Origin of the sequence: Acinetobacter apis (assembly GCF_900197575.1) — a bacterium.
Taxonomy (GTDB): Bacteria; Pseudomonadota; Gammaproteobacteria; order Pseudomonadales; family Moraxellaceae; genus Acinetobacter; species Acinetobacter apis.
On record NZ_FZLN01000001.1, the window covers coordinates 536,270 to 555,706 of the forward strand.

The 19,437-nt window shown below is 38.3% G+C and carries 18 protein-coding genes; 10 read left to right on the top strand and 8 right to left on the bottom strand.

The window, feature by feature from the left end; translation table 11 throughout:
• Nucleotides 1-52: 52 nt before the first annotated feature.
• Entirely contained in the window at nt 53-1,222 is a 1,170-nt protein-coding gene (gene metK / locus CFY84_RS02400; RefSeq protein ID WP_088822601.1) for a methionine adenosyltransferase, read from the bottom strand.
• Between the two features lie 203 nt (nt 1,223-1,425).
• The gene (locus tag CFY84_RS02405; RefSeq protein ID WP_088822602.1) at nt 1,426-1,977 is read right to left on the bottom strand and encodes a hypothetical protein; all 552 of its coding nucleotides are present in this window, start codon (nt 1,975-1,977) and stop codon (nt 1,426-1,428) included.
• Nucleotides 1,978-2,273: 296 nt separating this feature from the next.
• Between CFY84_RS02405 and tkt the strand changes: the two genes are divergently transcribed.
• The 3 genes from tkt (at nt 2,274) to CFY84_RS11250 (ending at nt 5,345) form a co-directional block, all read left to right on the top strand.
• Nucleotides 2,274-4,262, top strand: a complete 1,989-nt coding sequence (gene tkt / locus CFY84_RS02410) for a transketolase (protein ID WP_088822603.1) — start codon at nt 2,274-2,276, stop codon at nt 4,260-4,262.
• 225 nt (nt 4,263-4,487) lie between these two features.
• Nucleotides 4,488-4,808 carry a hypothetical protein gene (locus tag CFY84_RS02415; RefSeq protein WP_088822604.1) on the top strand — a complete coding sequence of 107 codons (321 nt, stop codon included), beginning with the start codon at nt 4,488-4,490 and terminating at the stop codon, nt 4,806-4,808.
• A 387-nt stretch (nt 4,809-5,195) separates the two neighbouring features.
• Nucleotides 5,196-5,345, top strand: coding sequence for a hypothetical protein (locus CFY84_RS11250; protein WP_171289018.1), 150 nt, complete (start codon nt 5,196-5,198; stop codon nt 5,343-5,345).
• An 80-nt stretch (nt 5,346-5,425) separates the two neighbouring features.
• Here the strand turns inward: CFY84_RS11250 and CFY84_RS02420 are convergent, their stop codons facing one another.
• A complete protein-coding gene (locus CFY84_RS02420; protein ID WP_407640194.1) occupies nt 5,426-6,625 on the bottom strand; it encodes an MFS transporter in 1,200 nt (399 codons plus the stop codon).
• Between the two features lie 188 nt (nt 6,626-6,813).
• Between CFY84_RS02420 and CFY84_RS02425 the strand changes: the two genes are divergently transcribed.
• Nucleotides 6,814-7,728, top strand: coding sequence for a LysR family transcriptional regulator (locus tag CFY84_RS02425; protein ID WP_088822606.1), 915 nt, complete (start codon nt 6,814-6,816; stop codon nt 7,726-7,728).
• 31 nt (nt 7,729-7,759) lie between these two features.
• On the opposite strand, the gene CFY84_RS02430 is transcribed toward CFY84_RS02425, so the two are convergent.
• Entirely contained in the window at nt 7,760-8,215 is a 456-nt protein-coding gene (locus CFY84_RS02430) for a DUF441 domain-containing protein (protein ID WP_088822607.1), read from the bottom strand.
• 131 nt (nt 8,216-8,346) lie between these two features.
• Between CFY84_RS02430 and CFY84_RS02435 the strand changes: the two genes are divergently transcribed.
• Entirely contained in the window at nt 8,347-9,042 is a 696-nt protein-coding gene (locus tag CFY84_RS02435; RefSeq protein WP_088822608.1) for a pseudouridine synthase, read from the top strand.
• Between the two features lie 3 nt (nt 9,043-9,045).
• Here the strand turns inward: CFY84_RS02435 and CFY84_RS02440 are convergent, their stop codons facing one another.
• Both CFY84_RS02440 and CFY84_RS02445 read right to left on the bottom strand, forming a co-directional pair.
• Nucleotides 9,046-9,354 (bottom strand): type II toxin-antitoxin system RelB/DinJ family antitoxin, encoded by a 309-nt coding sequence (locus CFY84_RS02440; RefSeq protein ID WP_088822609.1) that lies wholly within the window; start codon nt 9,352-9,354, stop codon nt 9,046-9,048.
• Between the two features lie 84 nt (nt 9,355-9,438).
• Entirely contained in the window at nt 9,439-10,344 is a 906-nt protein-coding gene (locus CFY84_RS02445; RefSeq protein ID WP_213062816.1) for a pseudouridine synthase, read from the bottom strand.
• A 100-nt stretch (nt 10,345-10,444) separates the two neighbouring features.
• Here CFY84_RS02445 and tsaE point away from each other — a divergent pair, with 100 nt between their 5' ends.
• The 4 genes from tsaE to hfq all read left to right on the top strand — a co-directional run bounded on the left by tsaE (nt 10,445) and on the right by hfq (nt 14,462).
• Nucleotides 10,445-10,921 (top strand): tRNA (adenosine(37)-N6)-threonylcarbamoyltransferase complex ATPase subunit type 1 TsaE, encoded by a 477-nt coding sequence (tsaE, locus tag CFY84_RS02450; RefSeq protein ID WP_088822611.1) that lies wholly within the window; start codon nt 10,445-10,447, stop codon nt 10,919-10,921.
• Nucleotides 10,914-12,851: a DNA mismatch repair endonuclease MutL gene (gene mutL, locus CFY84_RS02455; protein ID WP_088822612.1), complete on the top strand. Its 1,938-nt coding sequence runs from the start codon at nt 10,914-10,916 to the stop codon at nt 12,849-12,851. The genes tsaE and mutL overlap by 8 nt, the downstream gene beginning before the upstream one ends.
• A 5-nt stretch (nt 12,852-12,856) precedes the next feature.
• Nucleotides 12,857-13,801, top strand: coding sequence for a tRNA (adenosine(37)-N6)-dimethylallyltransferase MiaA (gene miaA / locus CFY84_RS02460; protein WP_088822613.1), 945 nt, complete (start codon nt 12,857-12,859; stop codon nt 13,799-13,801).
• A 94-nt stretch (nt 13,802-13,895) separates the two neighbouring features.
• On the top strand, nt 13,896-14,462 hold the full coding sequence (gene hfq / locus CFY84_RS02465) for an RNA chaperone Hfq (RefSeq protein ID WP_088822614.1): 567 nt from the start codon (nt 13,896-13,898) through the stop codon (nt 14,460-14,462).
• A 60-nt stretch (nt 14,463-14,522) separates the two neighbouring features.
• Here hfq and CFY84_RS02470 read toward each other — a convergent pair whose 3' ends face one another.
• Both CFY84_RS02470 and lptD read right to left on the bottom strand, forming a co-directional pair.
• A complete protein-coding gene (locus CFY84_RS02470) occupies nt 14,523-15,875 on the bottom strand; it encodes a peptidylprolyl isomerase (protein ID WP_088822615.1) in 1,353 nt (450 codons plus the stop codon).
• A 1-nt stretch (nt 15,876) separates the two neighbouring features.
• On the bottom strand, nt 15,877-18,309 hold the full coding sequence (gene lptD, locus CFY84_RS02475; protein WP_088823366.1) for an LPS assembly protein LptD: 2,433 nt from the start codon (nt 18,307-18,309) through the stop codon (nt 15,877-15,879).
• 120 nt (nt 18,310-18,429) lie between these two features.
• Here lptD and CFY84_RS02480 point away from each other — a divergent pair, with 120 nt between their 5' ends.
• The gene (locus tag CFY84_RS02480) at nt 18,430-19,437 is read left to right on the top strand and encodes an aminoglycoside phosphotransferase family protein (protein WP_088822616.1); all 1,008 of its coding nucleotides are present in this window, start codon (nt 18,430-18,432) and stop codon (nt 19,435-19,437) included.

Below are 19,437 nucleotides of genomic sequence, written 5' to 3' on the forward strand. Positions count from 1 at the left end.
ACATCATAAAAAAGCTCGCTGAATGGCGAGCTTTTTTATTGAAGGATAAGACTTACTTGATCCCGCTATCTTGACGCAAGATTTCAGCTTTGTCTGTCTTTTCCCATGTGAATGCATGATCATTGCCTGTACGGCCAAAATGACCATAGGTCGCTGTTTGTTGGTACATTGGTTGTACTAAATCAAGCATACGAGTAATACCATAAGGTCTTAAATCAAAATGCTCACGGATTAATGCAATAATTAATGATTCATCTACTTTGGCTGTACCAAATGTGTTAATTGAAATCGAAGTCGGTTCAGCAACACCAATTGCATAGCTGACTTGAATTTCACACTTATCTGCAAGGCCTGCAGCAACAATATTTTTTGCTACATAACGACCTGCATAAGCAGCTGAACGGTCAACTTTTGATGGGTCTTTACCTGAGAATGCACCACCACCATGACGTGCCATGCCGCCATAGGTATCTACAATAATTTTACGACCTGTTAAACCACAGTCACCTACAGGACCACCAATGACAAACTTCCCAGTTGGGTTAATATGAAATTTGGTGCTCTCATGAAACATGTTGTCAGGAATAACAAATTTAATGATTTCTTCAATCACAGCTTCTTTAAGTTGTGATTGTGAAATATCAGGGTCATGCTGTGTTGATAAAACAACAGCATCTAAACGAACAGGGACACCATTTTCATAAGCAAAGGTAACTTGGCTTTTTGCATCAGGGCGTAACCAAGGCAATGCACCACTACGACGTAAATGGGCTTGGCGTTCCATTAAGCGATGTGCATATGAAATAGGGGCAGGCATGAGAACTTCAGTTTCTTGTGTGGCATAACCAAACATGAGCCCTTGGTCACCTGCACCTTGATCTTCAGGCTTAACACGGTCAACACCTTGGGCAATTTCAGGAGATTGTTTGCCAATCATGTTAATGACCGCACAAGTTGAACCATCAAAGCCTAAGTCTGAGTGATGATAACCGATACTGTTTACGGTTTGACGGACAATGGCTTCAACATCAATGTTTGCTGTGGTTGTAATTTCGCCAGCGAGTACAACAGCCCCTGTTTTTACTAGTGTCTCACATGCCACTCGACCATATGGGTCTTCTTTTAAAATAGCATCCAAAATAGCATCACTAATTTGGTCAGCCATTTTATCAGGATGACCTTCGCTTACAGATTCCGAAGTAAAGACAGCGTACTCGCGCATGAAAGCCCTATTACAGTAAATTTTAAAGACCCAATATGTTACAACGAGTTGTGATTTTTCACTAGAGGAAGATGAGCAAAATGAATAAAATTATTGTATTTAAGTTTTTGTTTTAATTTTTTTCAGCTTTTGTCGCACATAATACAAGTCAATAAATTGACTTGTTTATGTTCAAATGACAATTTTTTGCCAAAAGCATTGAATTAATTGCTATTTTGACTAGATTGCGATTGTTTTCTCCACGCATCAACCGAATTGCTCTGTGGCTGCTTAGTATTTGCGTTTTGGAGTTGCTGCTTTGCTGCTTCAACACGATTGTTGGCATTTTGAGATTGCTGTTTTGCTGACTCAATACGACCATTTGCATTTTGTGTTTGTTGACGCACAGATTCAGCACGATTGTTTAACTGTGTAGAACCTTGTTGTTTAGCAGCTTCAACTCTGTCGTTTGCATTTTTTGCTTGCTGACGGACTGATTCTGTTCGGTTGTCGACAGCAGTACGGCCACGCTCAGAAATATTTTGTTTAATGTCATTGACATTTACATTATTAGCCGATGCTGAATTTGCATTGTTGCTTGCATTGTCAGTCGTTGATTTTTGCAGAATGCGATATTCTTGCTTAGACGTTTCTCTTTGACCTGCAAATGAGTTTTTTAATTGGTCCGTAAGGCCTTCATTACCAGTATTTGCAAAGCTTTGAACGCTAGACAACGAAAAAATCGTACCTAATAAAATTGCGCTAGTTTTCTTCATATGGGTTCCTTAAATATTAAAAATTTGGAAGACTATATGATGTACAACATCACATATAATTGATCTAGATATAGGTAATTTGCTACGCTAACTTTATACTATTGTGCCTTTTGGTGTAAAAAACAAGGCTTTTTATGCAATAAAAATGAATTATAATTTGTACAGTAAAAATATATTTTTGTTGTAGTGTTTAAAATATAGACAGCTAGGCTTTACCCCCGTTGTTTTTTTTAAGACAATATAGCCACTTTTAAACATCATTGTTTATCTCACCATTTATTTTTGGATTCTGACCTATGACAACCCCTTTAAATGAACGTCGAATTGCAAATGCAATCCGTGTATTGGCTATGGATGCTGTTCAACAGGCAAATTCTGGGCACCCAGGAGCACCAATGGGGATGGCAGATATTGCTGACGTCGTTTGGCGTGAATTTTTTAATCATAATCCAAGCAATCCAAATTGGCCAAACCGAGACCGTTTTATTTTGTCAAATGGTCATGGTTCAATGTTGCAATATGCATTACTTCATTTAACCGGTTATGCACTAACTCTAGATGATTTAAAACAGTTTCGTCAATTGCACTCAAAAACACCTGGTCATCCAGAACTTGGTTATGCGCCTGGCGTAGAAACAACAACAGGTCCTTTAGGTCAGGGCTTGGCAAATGCTGTTGGTTTCGCTTTAGCAGAAAGAACGTTGGCTGCACAATTTAACAAGCCAGGGTTGGATGTAGTTGACCATTATACCTATACCTTTTTGGGGGATGGTTGTTTAATGGAAGGTGTATCGCATGAGGCATCTTCATTAGCAGGTACATTGGGTTTGGGTAAGTTAATCGCTTATTATGATGACAACGGTATTTCAATTGATGGTGAAGTTGAAGGTTGGTTTAGCGATGATACCGAACAACGCTTTTTATCATATGGTTGGCAAGTAATCCGTGTTGATGGTCATGATCATGATGCCATTCGTCAAGCAACAGTTGCCGCAAAACAAGAAAGCAATAAGCCAACATTAATTATTTGTAAAACGATTATTGGTTTAGGGTCTCCAAATAAACAAGGTAAGGAATCAAGCCATGGTTCGCCACTTGGCACAGATGAAATTACTTTAACGCGTACTTCACTAGGATGGGATACTGAAGCATTTGTTATTCCAGATGATATCTATGCTGCATGGGATGCAAAAGATCAAGGTCAAGCATTAGAGTCTGCTTGGAATGAACTGTTTGCGAAGTATGAATCACAATATCCAGTTGAAGCAAAAGAGTTGTTACGCCGTTTACATGGTGACTTGCCTGAAGAGTTTGTTCAGCATGCAGATGCGTTTATTGCTGAAACAGCAGCTAAAGGTGAAACAGTTGCTTCACGTAAAGCAAGTCAAAATACCTTACAGTCTTTTGGTCCAATCTTGCCTGAGTTTTTAGGTGGCTCTGCAGATTTAGCTGGTTCAAATTTGACATTATGGAAAGGCTGTCAAGGCGTTCAAGACAATCCAGCCGGTAACTATGTCTATTACGGTGTTCGTGAATTTGGTATGACTGCGATTGCTAATGGTTTAGCATTACATGGTGGTTTCGTTCCATATGTTGCAACATTCTTAATGTTTATGGAATATGCAAGAAACGCTGTGCGGATGTCAGCATTAATGAAGCAGCGTTTAATTCATGTTTATACGCATGATTCGATTGGCTTAGGTGAAGATGGTCCAACGCATCAGCCAATTGAACAAATTGCATCATTACGTAACACCATCAATTTAAATACATGGCGACCTGCAGACACTGTAGAAACAGCAGTGGCTTGGAAATCATCATTATTAAGAAAAGATGGTCCATCTGCTTTAATCTTGTCACGCCAAAACCTACCATTTCAATCTCGTTCAAATGAGCAGATTGCTCAAATTGAAAAAGGTGCCTATGTATTAGCCGCTGAACAAGGTGAGTTAAAGGCAATTATTATTGCTACAGGTTCTGAAGTTGATTTGGCAGTACAAGCACATGCTCAATTAGAAGGTGTGCGAGTCGTGTCTATGCCATGTGCTGAAGTGTTCATGACTCAAGATGCTGCATACCGTGAAGCGGTTCTACCATCGCATATCCGTGCACGTGTTGCGGTTGAAGCGGCACATGCTGACTACTGGTGGAAGTTTGTTGGATTGGACGGTGTTGTTATTGGAATGACGTCTTATGGTGAGTCTGCTCCAGCTAAAGATTTGTTTAATCATTTTGGTATTACTGTTGATGCAGTTGTAGATGCAGTGAAAAAAGTTACAACATAAGTTATTTATACGTAACATAAAAAAACCTCCAACTTAGTTTGGAGGTTTTTTATTTTTACTTATGATTATATTATCCATCCATAATAAATATTTATTAATTATAACACTTATCGTTTAAATAGATAAAAATATGATAAATAAGTCACACAAGTAATAGTAAAAGTATTTTATTTCGGTTTACTTTTATATATTATGTGTACAGATCAGTACGTATATAGAAGCCTTATGAAAGCATTTGAAATGGTATTTCAAGTCACACCATGGGAAAGTCATCAAGAGTTATATTTCCTAAACTCAAAGCAATCTAGAGAAATGTTTTTTAATCAGATTGTTAAAAAGAATCAAAGAAATCTTGATCATTTATATGCATCAAAAAGCATAACATTAATTGAGGCAAATTTCTTAAAAGCGGTTTATATCGAAATAAATCTACAGCTAGATAAGATGAAACATAAGTTTATTGAAACAGGCGAGGCAATAATGGATTGCCACACCTATATAACGGTCATAGAACATGATTTTGCAGACGAAAATATAGCGGCATAAGTAACTTATGAGAGATTTATTTGGTCAGTATGTCAGATGTGTGACTAAATGACTAAATCAGGTTCAAAGTATCAATGATTGAGTTTAATGTGCGTGGTGCTTTTAATTTAAGATATTTATCAATATATAAAATTTAATTTTAGTTTTAATAATAAATGTTTTAGTTTTAAGTATGGATTTTTAAATAATATAATTTAATGATATACAGGTATGTATAAGATTACGACAATGAAAATATATGAAATGTTGTTTCAAGTAACACCTTGGGAGGTTTACCAAGAGTTTTATGACTTGGATGATCAAAAAGCAAGACAGTCTTTTTGTTAAACAATTATTCAGCTAAATGAAAAGGAAGTCTCGCATTTAATTCAATCTAATCACTTAGGCGTGGTTGATCAGGCGGAGACATTAAGCCAATCTTACGAACAGTTTAGTACATATATGGAACGACTCATGGATTTGTTTATCCAAACAGGTCAAGCAGCAATTGATCACTTTACATTCTTTTCAGTGGTTGAGCATGAAATCAATGATTAAGGTCATATAGTTTTGGCAAATTCATAAAAATACAATATGACCAAGCACATTTATTTACTTGGTCATATTTAATTGTAAAATTAAATTGATGCTTTTGTTTTTTCAACTTTAAGTGCAATGAAGAAAATAACAAGCCCAACAATACTTAAAATGATACCTACCCAAAATGGCGCAAGCCAGCCTAAATTGTTTTTTAACACCCAACCACCTAAAAAAGCACCAAGTGCATTGGCAAAATTTAATGCAGAGTGATTGAGGGACGCGGCTAACGACTGTGCATCTCCTGATACATCCATCAAACGTGTTTGTAATGTTGTTGCTAGTCCCATGACACTGACACCGATAAGAAACAATGCAAGGATTGCTGTATATAAGTTATTCATCATGAAAAGTGCAAGAATAAAAGATGCAGTAGAGGCAATTAAAATTCCAATTGTGGTTTTACTTAAATTGATATCTGCAAAATAGCCTGCAACAAAATTACTGCATACCATTCCAATCCCCCAAATGGCCAAGACAATAGGCACCAGTCCAATATCAATTTGGGTATAGTTGGTTAAAATTGGAGAGACATAGCTATAGACTGTAAAAATTCCACCAAAGCCAATAGCACCTACCGCTAAAGTTAGCCACATGTTGATATTTTTTAAGCCTTGAAGTTCTTGCAATATACTTGCAGTTTCCTTTTTTTGGATATGTGGCACAAAAAAGAAAATTAAGACAATCGTGATAAATGCAACTGTGCCTGAAAATTTAAATCCAGCTTGCCAACCAAAATGTTGTCCAATCCATGTGGCAATAGGTACACCGACAACATTAGCCACAGTTAAACCCAGCATCATGCGTGCAACAGCGCTTGCACGGCGTTTAGGTCCGGCCAATTCTGCTGCAACCAAAGATGCAATACCAAAGTAGGCACCATGTGGTAAGCCTGCAATAAATCTTGAAAATAAAATGGACTCATAGCTGCTTAAAAAAGCAGTCAATAAGTTGGCTACCCCGTAAAAGAGCATGAGTGCAATAAGAAATTGTTTTTTAGCGATTCGTGCACCCAAAATGGCAAACATCGGAGCACCAACCAATACACCTAAAGCATAAGCACTGATGAGATAGCCTGCGGTAGGGACAGAAATCTGTAGATTATGGGCTATTTCTTGAATTAAGCCCATTGCTGCAAATTCAGTGGTACCAATACAAAATCCACCCAGTGCAAGGGACAATAAAACAAGGAACATCGAATATGTTGGATTATTTTTGGTCATAAGTACAAAGAAAACGATAAATTGACTATCATTTTAACGCGAAAGAGAGGGACAAATCAGCGGGGAGTTACATTTCTCTAGGTGTTTCAATGATTTCCTGACGGATTTTTTGGCTGTAAAAGCATCTATAATGTGGTCATGCTGCCTTAAAGTTGGCTCATTGGGTTTATGTTATAATGAATGCAGTTCATTATTGATGTGTGATTATGCTAGAAATACGCCACTTGAAAACCTTGCTTGCATTAAGAGAGCATGGCTCCTTGGTTGCAGCAGCAGGGGAGTTATGTCTTACACCTTCTGCAATATCACATCAATTAAAAGAATTAGACCATTGGTATGGTGTTGAAGTTGTAAATCGTCGTAGCCGACCAGTTCAATTTTCAAGTGTTGGGCAGCGTTTATTGAAATTGGCTGATGATATTTTGCCACAATTTCAATTGGCACATAGTGATATCACTCGGATTATCCATGGACAAACGGGGCGGATTATTTTCGCTTCAGAGTGCCATAGCTGCTTTGATTGGTTAATGCCATTACTTAACCAATACCGTGCGCAATATCCTGATGTAGACTTAGACTTTGCACCTGCATTTGAGTCCAATCCTCATGAGTTATTACAACATGGTGATTTTGATTTATTAATCACATCAGATCCTATTGAATTATCAGGAATTTCTTATTTTTCTATTTTTGAGTATGAGTCACGATTGGTATTATCAAATACCCATCCGTTAGCACGTGCTGATAAAATCACTGTACATGATTTAGCCAATGAAACATTGGTCACATATCCTGTGGATAAACACCGTTTAGACATTATGTCGCATTTATTTATTCCCGCAAATATTCAACCAAAACACGTTCGAACGACAGATTTAACTCAAATGTTAATTCAGTTGGTGGCCAGTGGTCGAGGCATTGGTGCGCTACCAGATTGGGTGGTGAATGAATATGAGCAAAAAGGATGGGTAACGAGCCGTCGTTTGACTTGTGTTGCACCTGAAGGGTTACGCCGTACTTTATATGCAGGTTATCGACAAGAAGATCAGGATAAAAATTACTTCGAGGGTTTTTTGAAGCAGCTTGAAAAATTTTCACAACAGCGCAGCCAATATTATTAATATGTTGCGCTGTAATGCATTCTAGCCAAATTTATTTTTGTGACACAATTAAAGATAAAATCCCTGCTGCAATCAGTGGTCCGACAGGGACACCTTTGAAAAGTGCAACACCCGCAACCGTACCTATTAATAATCCTGCGATAACATCAGGCTGACTGCTCATCAGTTTCACACCTCGACCACCGAGCCAAGCAACCAATAATCCAATTGCAATTGCACAGAGTGATTTTATACTTAAGAACGATTTGATTAAGCTATCACCTGCTAATTTGCCACTCGCGATTGGCGTTAGTACACCAATGGTTAATATTGTAATACCAATATTTAAAGCATGGCTTTGTAAAAATGGGAAATATGCAGATAAAGGTGAAACTTTAACAATAATGAGCACAGCACTAGCAATCGTAATTGATGAATTATTACTTAAAATGCCACAAGCCAATAAAATAAATAAAACGGCAAGATTTAAATCAAGTGATGTCATCATAACTTAAACACGCAAAAATTTTTCTATAGTGTAGCCCTTTTTGCTTAAAACAGGGCTTTGAAAGATAAAAACTCAATTAAAGTCTAATTTTTAGTACACTAGGCGCTATATCAGTTTTAGCAAATAAAGTTATGCGTTTAGATAAAATATTACATTCACAAGGTATTGGTCCAAGAAAAACTTGTCAGATGCTAATTCAGCGAGGTGCTGTGCGCGTGAATGGTCTGTTATGTAAAAATATCAAAGAAAGTTTTAATCCAATTGATCTAAATTTTTCAGTATATGGCGATGAATATACCTATCAAGAACATGTTTATATCGCGCTTTATAAGCCAACAGGGTATGAGTGTTCACATCAAACATCGCATCATGCCAGTGTTTTTGAATTGCTACCCAATGAGTTTAATGAGCGAGGTGTTCAAACAGTAGGGCGACTAGATCAAGATACCACAGGGTTGTTGTTATTGAGTGATGATGGGCAATTCATTCAGGCACTGACACATCCTAAAAAGCATGTTGGCAAAGTGTATGTCATGACAACCATAGAACCGATCACTGCGATACAAATTCAACAATTAGAAGAAGGTGTTGCGCTCAGAAATGAAACTGGGATATTTAAAGCGCACGATGTTGAGCAATTAGATGAGTACACTCTTCGAATGACAATCCATCAAGGGGTATATCACCAAGTTAAACGTATGATCACTGTGGTTGGTAACCATGTGACCCAATTACATCGTTCTAGTGTGGGCGGACTAGATTTACCAGTCTCGCTTGAAGTCGGGGAGTGGGTTTATTTAACAGCAGAAGATCGCGCAAAAATTTGATCATTATTTAGATGCTTGACGGTCATTCTCAGTTTGACTGTCATTCAGTAAAGCATTTAATTCTTCAAAAAATTCATCATGATCATCATTGTTTTTCTGCTCAGATGAACGTTGCTTTTTAATTTTGAGAAGTTGTTCTGTATTGATGTTTTGGTTTTCAATGGAGAATGGAATCGATTTAGTCACCACCACTTGCTTGAAAAATAAACGTACAGCTTGAGCTGGAGTAATGCCCAATTGTTTAAATACAGCAAATGCTTGTTTTTTTTCTTGTGAGTCTAAACGGACTTGGTAGACTTCTGTTTTTCTCATTATCGGATCAATCTTTAAACGTGTTGAAAGTCATATTTTAACCATATTTTTCTTAAAAGCAATGACTTTGTCATTACAGTATAATTACAAATGCAAGTCTTGTTGAGATTCAAATTGCAAAAATTGGCCTGTGACAGGATCTTTAAATTCAAGCTGTTTGGCTAAAAGTTGTAATGGGCGGTCAAAACAGTCATCAGCAACATGCTTAACAATGGGATAAAGTGGATCATTTTCAATTGGAATTTTTAAATGGTTTAAGTGTACTCGCAACTGATGCTGTTTTCCTGTTATTGGCTTTAATAAATATTTGGCGCGTTGGGCATGATGTGACAAACATTCAATAACGGTTTCACTATTTGGTTTTTCTTCTGCATCAATGCGCATGGTGTAAAACGGTTCACCTTTACATAAATGCAGCTTAATTGTATGTGGGAATTCAAGATGTGGCGCATAGGCTGCTATTGCATGATAGTGCTTTTGGACTGCCCGATCAGCAAAGAGTTGTTGATACGCTGCTCGGTACGCTGGCTGTTTGCAAAACATGACTAAGCCTGCAGTGTCTTTATCAATACGATGAATAGGGGTCAGGTGTGGATTTTGGGTTTCATGTTTTAGGCGTACTAACAATGTTTCTTGAACATATTTGCCTGTTGGACTAATGGTTAAAAAGTGGGGTTTATCAACCACCATAATATATTCATTTTCAAAAACTACATGATGTGGGAATGGAACAGGCATTTCATAGGCCAAAAAACGATAATAAAATACAAAGCAGTTTGCTTGATACAAAGTATCTTCTGTTAACTGATTCAAATTTTGGTCAAAAATAAGCTGATGATGAAAACGCAATAACCATTCTTGTGCTGAAATATGTGGAAATTGCTGACATAAAAAGTCGTAAATGGTTAGGTAATTTGTTTGTGCAGGTAAAAAAACACGGCTGGCACTTACACCATTTTTCATGGGAGGAACGGGTTCAATTAACGTCATTTTTAATACAGTGATTCGGCTAGACAGTACGGTAAATGGTAGGTTTTCTTTGGGTGCAATGGTATCATAATTATATCTGATTTATTTTTCTTTAAGCCTTATGTCACAGATGTTCACCGTCAATCTTTCATCAGAAGCTGCCACACAAAAAATTGCTCAACTCCTTGCAAAGCACATTGAATGTGGTGTGCTTTATTTGATTGGTGACTTGGGCGCAGGTAAAACCACCTTTACTCGTTACTTTTTACAAGCGCGTGGCCATCAAGGTGCAGTGAAAAGTCCAACATATACGATTGTTGAGCCTTATGAGCTTCAAGGGCAAGCTGTTTTTCATTTTGACTTATATCGTTTAAATGACCCTTATGAACTTGAATTAATCGGTATTCGTGACTATTTAGAAACACCTCATGCGCTGTTTCTTTTTGAGTGGCCATCTAAAGGTGAGCAGGAAATTCCTAAAGCCAATTATACGCTTCAATTTGTGAAAGATGATGTTGATGACAATGCACGTTCTTTACACATCGAAACTGATCAGATTGACTTCATTCAAATACTGCAGGATGAAATGCATGACTGAAGATTCTTCACATACCACATCAACAGCACGTATTCATACATTAAAACCTGCTTTAGCCAACCAAATCGCTGCGGGTGAGGTCATTGAACGCCCATCATCTGTGGTCAAAGAGTTGCTTGAAAATGCAATTGATGCAGGTGCAAATTCTTTAATTATTCGTATTGCCCAAGGTGGCAGTACATTAATTGAGATTATTGATAACGGTGCAGGCATTCATCCAGATGATTTGCCTTTGGCAGTCATGCGTCATGCCACAAGTAAAATACAAACAGCAGATGATTTAAATGCCATTGCAAGTTTAGGCTTTCGCGGCGAGGCTTTAGCTTCTATTGCGGCTGTATCTCGGCTAACCATTACCAGTAGCCAAGACGACTCAGGTGTAGGCTATCAATTAGAGGTCAACGGTACAGCATTTGATCATCAAAATGTTCATGCAACCGCAAGCTATAAAGGGACACATTTACGGGTACAAGATATCTTTTTTAATGTTCCTGCAAGACGCAAGTTTTTAAAAAAGCCATCTACAGAATATAACCATATTGAAGAAGTGGTGCGCCGTTTGGCGCTCACGTATTTTGATATTCGTTTTATGCTAGAACATAATGACCAAATCAAATTGAATTTGCCTCGTGCAGACAGTGGACCACTTCGTTATCAGCGCGTTCAACAATTGCTAGGTAAATCATTTATTGAAAATGCGCATTGGATTGATACTGAAATAGAAGGTAAGCATATCAGTGGTTGGCTTGGACATCCCTCAGATGCAAGATCACAAGCTGACTTACAATATTTCTATGTCAATGGGCGGATTGTGCGCGATAAAACATTATCCCATGCGTTGAGAATGGCATATGACGGTACTATTCATGGGCATCAATATGCAGGGTACTTGCTCTTTTTAGAAGTTCCACCATCGGAAGTGGATGTGAATGTTCATCCAACCAAAAGTGAAGTACGGTTTTTAGATCAGCGTGGTTTACATGAGTTTGTACGCCATTCTGTGAAAGATGTGTTGTCACAGTTTAAGACCGCTACAGCAGATTTAAGTCAAGCTGCTGCACCAGCCATGCAAGCTAGTCAGTTGGAAGTTAAGCCGCAGCCTCGTTTACAAGAGACATTTTACTTACATCAAGTTCGTGCTGAACCATCTATTACAGCCGATGATGCAGATCAACAGGTATCATTTTCTCATCAGCCGTCAGCATCTCCATACCGCAGTTCAACACAATCATATCAATCGCGTGAGTCTCATACAGGAGATCAGTTTCAAAGTGCGTTAAAATCTTATTTATCGCCATTAAAAGCTGAATCAACAGTCGAAGCTGAAACTACAAAACCTGATGAATATCCTTTAGGTATTGCGATTGCACAATTGCATGGCATTTATATTTTGGCACAAAATACACAAGGTTTGATTATTGTTGATATGCACGCTGCACATGAGCGCATTTTATTTGAACAAATGAAAGCCAGTTGGGATAAAAATGACTTTTGGGCATCGCAGCAATTACTGATTCCTAAAATTGTAAGTATTACTGCAGTACAAGCAGAGCGTGTAGAGGGCTTACGTACTCAATTTGAAAAATTTGGTTTGGTGGTTGACTTGTATGGCGAGTCGCAACTGATTGTACGTGGTGTGCCAGCCATCTTGCATAAAGCAGATTTAACCCGCTTGATCCCTGAATTATTAAATGATTTAGATCCAAATGATGCAGCGTATGGCTTACAGCAAAAGCGCGATCATATTTTAGCAACAATGTCATGTCATGGTGCAGTCCGGGCACATCGACAGTTAGGATTATCAGAAATGAATGCCCTTTTAAGACAAATGGAAACCACTGAGTTTTCAAGTCAATGTAATCACGGTAGGCCAACATGGCGCGCTTTCCCGCTTTCTCAGCTTGATAAACTTTTTGCACGGGGAGAGTGAGGGAGATGCGTCAAGAACGACCTGTGATTAATTTAATGGGCCCTACAGCAAGTGGTAAAACAGCACTTGCATGTGAGTTGTATGAACAAGGTGGGTTTGAACTGATTTCAGTGGACTCGGCTTTAGTATATAAAGATATGAATATTGGCACAGCTAAGCCTTCTGCTGAAGAGCAAGCACAGTATCCACACCACTTAATTGACTTAATTACCCCGCTTGAAGTGTATTCTGCAGCAGAGTTTGTGCAAGATGCAGTGCAATTAATTGATCAGATTCATGCTAAAGGAAAAACACCAATTTTAGTTGGTGGGACTATGCTGTATTTTAAAGCGTTACTTGAAGGATTGTCTGATGGATTGCCAAGTGCAGACCAGTCAATCCGACAAGAAATTTTAAAACAAGCAGAGGAGCACGGTTGGGAGCAGGTGTATGCAGAACTTCAGCAAGTCGATGCTCATGCTGCAGCAAAATTCTGTGTTGCAGACAAGCAACGCATCATCCGTGCTTTAGAAGTATACCGCATTACAGGGCGGCCAATTACACAACTGCAAAGTGAACAGTCTAAAACCTTACCATACCATTACAATTTTCATAATTATGCATTGATGCCAGAACGGTTAGAATTGCACGGTAGAATTGAGCAAAGACTCAATCATATGTGGCAGGCTGGATTTTTGGATGAAGTAAAATATTTGATCCGTAAATATGACTTGAGTCCAGATACGCCCTCTATGCGTGCTGTAGGTTATAGGCAGGTTATCAATTTTCTTTTAAAAAGTGATACAATGTGCAATAATATAAAAATTATGGAAGATCAGTCGCTTTTTGCTACACGTCAGTTGGCAAAACGGCAATTTACCTGGTTGCGGTCGCTAAGAGAAAAACATAAGTTTGTAACCTTTTTATCGATAAAACAGGCACAAGACCACTTGCGAAACTGTTACAGATAAAGCAAAATTTGCGGACTGTCTTTTTTATAATTTTTTAAAGAATGAAAGACAGATTTTGCGCTATTTTAATTTGATTTTTTTTGGAGTAAATAACATGTCTAAAGGCCAAACATTACAAGATCCTTTCTTGAATTCTTTGCGCAAAGAACGTATCCCTGTCTCTATTTTTTTAGTAAACGGTATTAAATTACAAGGTCATATTGAGTCATTTGACCAATATGTTGTTTTACTAAAAAACACAGTAAGCCAAATGGTATACAAGCATGCCATTTCTACTGTGGTTCCTGCTAGAAATCCACGTCCTGCAGGTGCTCCTGCAACAGGTGCGGGTTCTGCTGGACAACAGTCAGCGAATTCAGGTTTTGGTGGTAATCAAGGCGGTTTTGGTGGCGGTAATCAAGGTGGCTTTGGTGGTGGAAACCAAGGTGGCTTTGGTGGCGGTAATCAAGGCGGTTTTGGTGGCGGTAATCAAGGTGGCTTTGGCGGTCAGGGTGGTTTTGGTGGTGGTAACCAAGGCGGCTTTGGCGGAAACCAAGGATTTGGTGGCGGTAATCAATTTGGTGGAAACCAAGGCGGTTTTAATGCACCACAGCAGCAACCAAATAATTTCGAAGCTGAAAAGTTTGAAGACACACCAGATGATGATAAAAACAACCGTTAATTGTTAATTCATCATAAAAAAGACCAGCAAATGACTGGTCTTTTTTTACGTCTAAACCTTTTATGGTGTAGACGGTGCTGCTGTGGTTGCTGCAGCCGCTTGTGACTTTTTACGGTCTAATGTTGGGTCTTTAATTTCAACATAAGTATTGGCACGTAATTCACGCATCCAACTGTCTAATTCAGCATCGAATTGTTGCTCACCAAGGTATTGACGTGCAAGACGACGTTGATATTCTTTAGTCATATCTTGTTTTCTAGTTTCAGTCACTTGCAATATATGCCAGCCAAATGGGCTTTGGAATGGTTTACTGATTTGACCAACAGGCGTAGATTTCATTTGTTCTTCAAACTGCGGGACCATTGTGCCTAAATTCACCCAACCTAAGTCACCACCGTCAGACGCTGAACCTGGGTCATTTGAAAAGGCAGAAGCAAGCACAGCAAAGTTTTCACCTTTTTGTAGTCGATTATATAGGTTATCTACTTTTTCTTTGGTTTGTTCAGCATTTAAAATTTCTGAAGGTTGTACCAAGATATGACGTACATGATATTGGTCAACAATCATTTTCTGATCGCTGGCTTTACGGTCAAGCAATTTTAAAATGTGAGCACCATCTGCAGCCGGGATCACTTCGGTTGTTTTACCTGGTTGAATAACTGCAGCACGCGCAGCAAGCTCTGTTGGAATTTCAGCTAAACTGCGGTAGCCCATGTCTGCGCCTTCAACTTTAATATTGTCTGTTGAAAAACGGCGGCTGATGCTTGCAACATCATCAGATTGAGTAAGTGCTTCACGAACCTGTGCTGCAACTTGGTTCACTGCATCTTGGTTTTTATCAACCGCAGAGATACGAATATGGATCAAATGGGCTTGGCTACCAATCGCAGCTTGACCTTGCGGAGTTTTTAAGAAGTTATCAATATCTTGGTCACTAATACGAATACGTGACATGATTTGTTGCTGACGAAGCGTTGTAATTGCTAACTCTTGACCGATACGAGCGCGGATGACTTGATAAGTACCTGGATATTGTGCATCAACTTGCGCTTGGAATGCATCAAGAGATTTAATGCCTTGTTGGCTTGCATACTGTAATACAGCAGCATCTAACTCACTATCACTTGGTTGGATGTTATATTTTTTGACCAACTCTAATTGTGCTTGGTGTGTGATGATGTTGCTGAGTGCTTGTTGCTCTAACAGTAGGTTAGATGCTGGGACTGGTTGCTTTCTTGCTTGTAATTGGCGAGTTAAATCGGCAGTCGCTTGCTTTAAATCACTTCTTAAAATGACGCTATCGCCCACAACAGCAACAACTTCATCGCTTGTTGCGGCAAATACAGACACTGAGCTTGAAATAAAAAGTGCAAGTGTCGTTGCTTTAAAAAATCGTTTAAGTTGCTGGTTCATATTAAGGTTGTGTCCAAGTTTGGTTAGATTTGCTAAAACCTGTGATGCGTTGCTCGAGTAATGAGGCTAATCGATTGTTAATCGCACCGAGTCCTTTTAAGGTCAGCTCAGCCATCACAGCATTGGTACGTTTAGCTGATGAACTTGTTACATCATCTAAATCATTAAAGAATGAACGACCATATACTGAAATTGCCCAACAGCATGACTCATAATTTACCCCAAGTAAATATTCACGCGTCAACTGATTATCAATGTCATATTGCACATGACCAATTATACGCCAATTGTCTTTAACAGGTTGTATGAATGACGCAACCACTTGGTCATAAGTTTGTTGTGAACTGTTGATTTTTTGGCGTTTATAATAGCCTAAGTTGTAAATTTGTCCTTGATCACCCGTATAGTAAGCTTGGAAATTACTTTGAGACACGCTTGTGCCATCAAAGGTTACGGTTGAGCTTACATTAATGTGATTAGAAATTTGGCTTGAGAAGGTCACAACAGGATCAGAGGTTCGATCTGTTTGGACTTTATCGGTATCATCTAAAATAACGCGGCGATTAGCTAAATAAAAGCTTTGACCTACAGCGGCTTTTAATCGTTCTAAACCTTTTTCATCAAATAAGCTATAACTTACGCCCAATGAGAAAAAGTTGTTGTCATCTAAACGGTCATGGCCATAAAAACGGTATGGGCTAAACAGCTGATCATAACTTACAGATGCTGTAGTGGTATCAAAGTTTGGATAATCTAACTGATTTTTATAAGGTGAGTATGCATAAAACAGTCGAGGGGTGATGGTTTGTAAATACTTACCTTGTTTTTCAAAGTTCAAGCCCGTATCTAAAGTGAACTGCGGCACCACCACATTTTTGTTTTTACTGCCACCTGGGTTATCAGCTTGCGAGTTTTGATCATAGAAATAGTTTAAAGTTCGAAGTGATACATCAGGAATTACAAATGCCCAAGGTGTTCTATAGTTATAACGCGTTGCAATCGAGTTATAAATTCGTGTTCCACTGGTTTCTAATGCACTGCCATCTTTAATGGTTTTTCTGAAATAGCCTGTGTCATTGTGATATTCAAACTGCCAACCTTGAGGGTTGGTTGAACGATAATTCAAAATAAACTGTGGTAAGCGGGCATATGGCTTATCTTTATCTTGAAGGTCTTTATCAAGTGTTTGATAGCTTTCAACTTTCAAGTTTGCATCTAAACCAGGAATGGCATTGGCAAAATTAACTTGAAATAAACGGCGTTGGTTCAAATCTGTTGAAATATTCGGATCATTGGCTAAATCATACAGATAGTCAATGTCAGATAAATAGTTATATTCTAAATGCGTTGAGAAGTATGGATTAATGGTCCAATCATGCGCAATTTGTAATGATTTACGGTCTTGGTCATCATAATCTTTATCACTTGGTAAATAACCACCAGAGATGGTTCCTTCACCAAAATGCTGCGTTTTGAAGTTAAATTCACCTTCAATCATCGCACCATGTTCACCAAAGTAACGCGGTGTGACCACAGCATCATAATTGGGTGCTAAGTTTAGATAAATCGGTAAACCAAGTTGTAACCCAGATGTGCTTGACCAGCCAAAGCTTGGGGTCAGCAAACCTGTGGTTCGTCTATCATCAATTGGAAAATTATAATAAGGCAGTACCATCACAGGCACATCTTTCACATAAATTTTGGTATCACGCGTAATACCACGACCTGTATCTTGATTTAGCTCAATTTTTTTAGACTTAATCAGCCAACCTGGGCTTTGTTCAGGTGGACATGTGGTATAGCTTGCGTTCTCTAAAATGACACGGTTAGGCGAAGTACGCGTAATGTTGCTTGCATAACCATGCGCATGAGTCATTTCAGCAATATAGAAGCTGTCAGCCAAGCTACCAGTTTGATTTTTTAAATTATAATTAATATTTTGGCTAAACGAAATTAAACCGCTTTGCGCAATTTGTACATTACCTTCTGCACGAGCATAGGTTTGTGTTTGATCAAGTAGTAATTTATCTGACTTAATTACACGTCCTGGTTGTTGCACCACAACGCCGCCTTCAAGTAATGAATCACCGTTTGGATTGTAATGTGCATAGTCTGCAGTGACATCCGTTGGGCTTTCATTGGCATTTAATGCTTTAGTGTCTGCCGCAACTGGCGTGACCCAAATGCCTTGGCAATACGCTGTAAAATTGGCATCTTTAGGGCGTCGTTCTACACTCACATTATCTTTGTTAATGTAGTATTGTTCGAAGAATGCTTGTCCTGGATAACTTGTATTTAACTGCTGCTTAAGCTGTTGATTATTTACATTCGACAGGACTTGATCCGAATCAGCATAACTTGATTGTACTGAAGCACCACATATCAGTGCCAAAATCGCAGTTGCTAAAGGATTAAATTTAAACTGTTGCTTCATTTGTTTCATTAACCAAGTATGCTTTTTTGCAATTAATTATTATTGCATCATAGAGAAAAAATAGATAAGTAGCTACACTTATGGCTTCAAAAATTTTGCCTGCAGTCGATTATTTTGCAAATGAATATACAACGCGAACAATTAATACAAGCATGGTTAACTACTGTTCTTTGTTCAGATCAATTTAAAATCAAGTATTTAGCAGGCGATGCGAGTTTTCGTCGTTATGCAAGAGTCTATTTTGAAGAGAAAAGCTTTATCCTCATGGATGCACCACCTGAACAGGAAGATTGCATTCCTTTTGTGAGCATTGATGAATATTTAGACCAGCATGATGTACGTGTCCCACACATTGAAGCCAAAGATTTGGTCTTAGGGGTGTTATTGCTTGAAGATTTTGGCGATATTGTGTTGGCAAAAAACTTAAATCAACATAGTGTAGATCCATATTATCAGCAATGTTTTTTGCAATTGCTTCAATTGCAAACAATTGAACCTAATCATCTTTTTCCAACATATAGCCATGAAAAATTATGGGCAGAAATGGAGCTGTTTAATGCTTGGACGTTACCATCATTAGGTATTCAATTTGATGAATCTGCACAAGCTATTGTAAAGCACGCTTTTCAAGCGCTAGTAGACAATGCCATTATGCAGCCGCAGGTGATTGTACACCGTGATTTTCATAGTCGTAATTTGATGGTGCTTGAACACGAGCAGCAACTTGGTGTGATTGACTTTCAAGATGCTGTGGTTGGTCCAGATACCTATGATTTAATTTCATTGGTACGCGATGCTTATGTACAATGGGATGAGCCACGTGTAATTGATTGGATCACAGAATTCTATGAGCTCTTGCCAGCATCATCAAAAGTAAATCGTTCATTGGCGCAGTTTATTCAAGATGCAGACTTTATTTCATTGCAGCGCCATATTAAAATTTTAGGTATTTTTGTACGTTTATATGAGCGTGATGGCAAGCAAAACTATTTGGCAGATTTGCCATTGGTGATGTGGTATGTGGTTCAGATTAGCCAAAAATACCCTGAACTACATGATTTTTACCTATTATTAGAACAATATGTATTGCCTAAGTTTTATGCAAAATATGGTCAATACAAGGTGTAA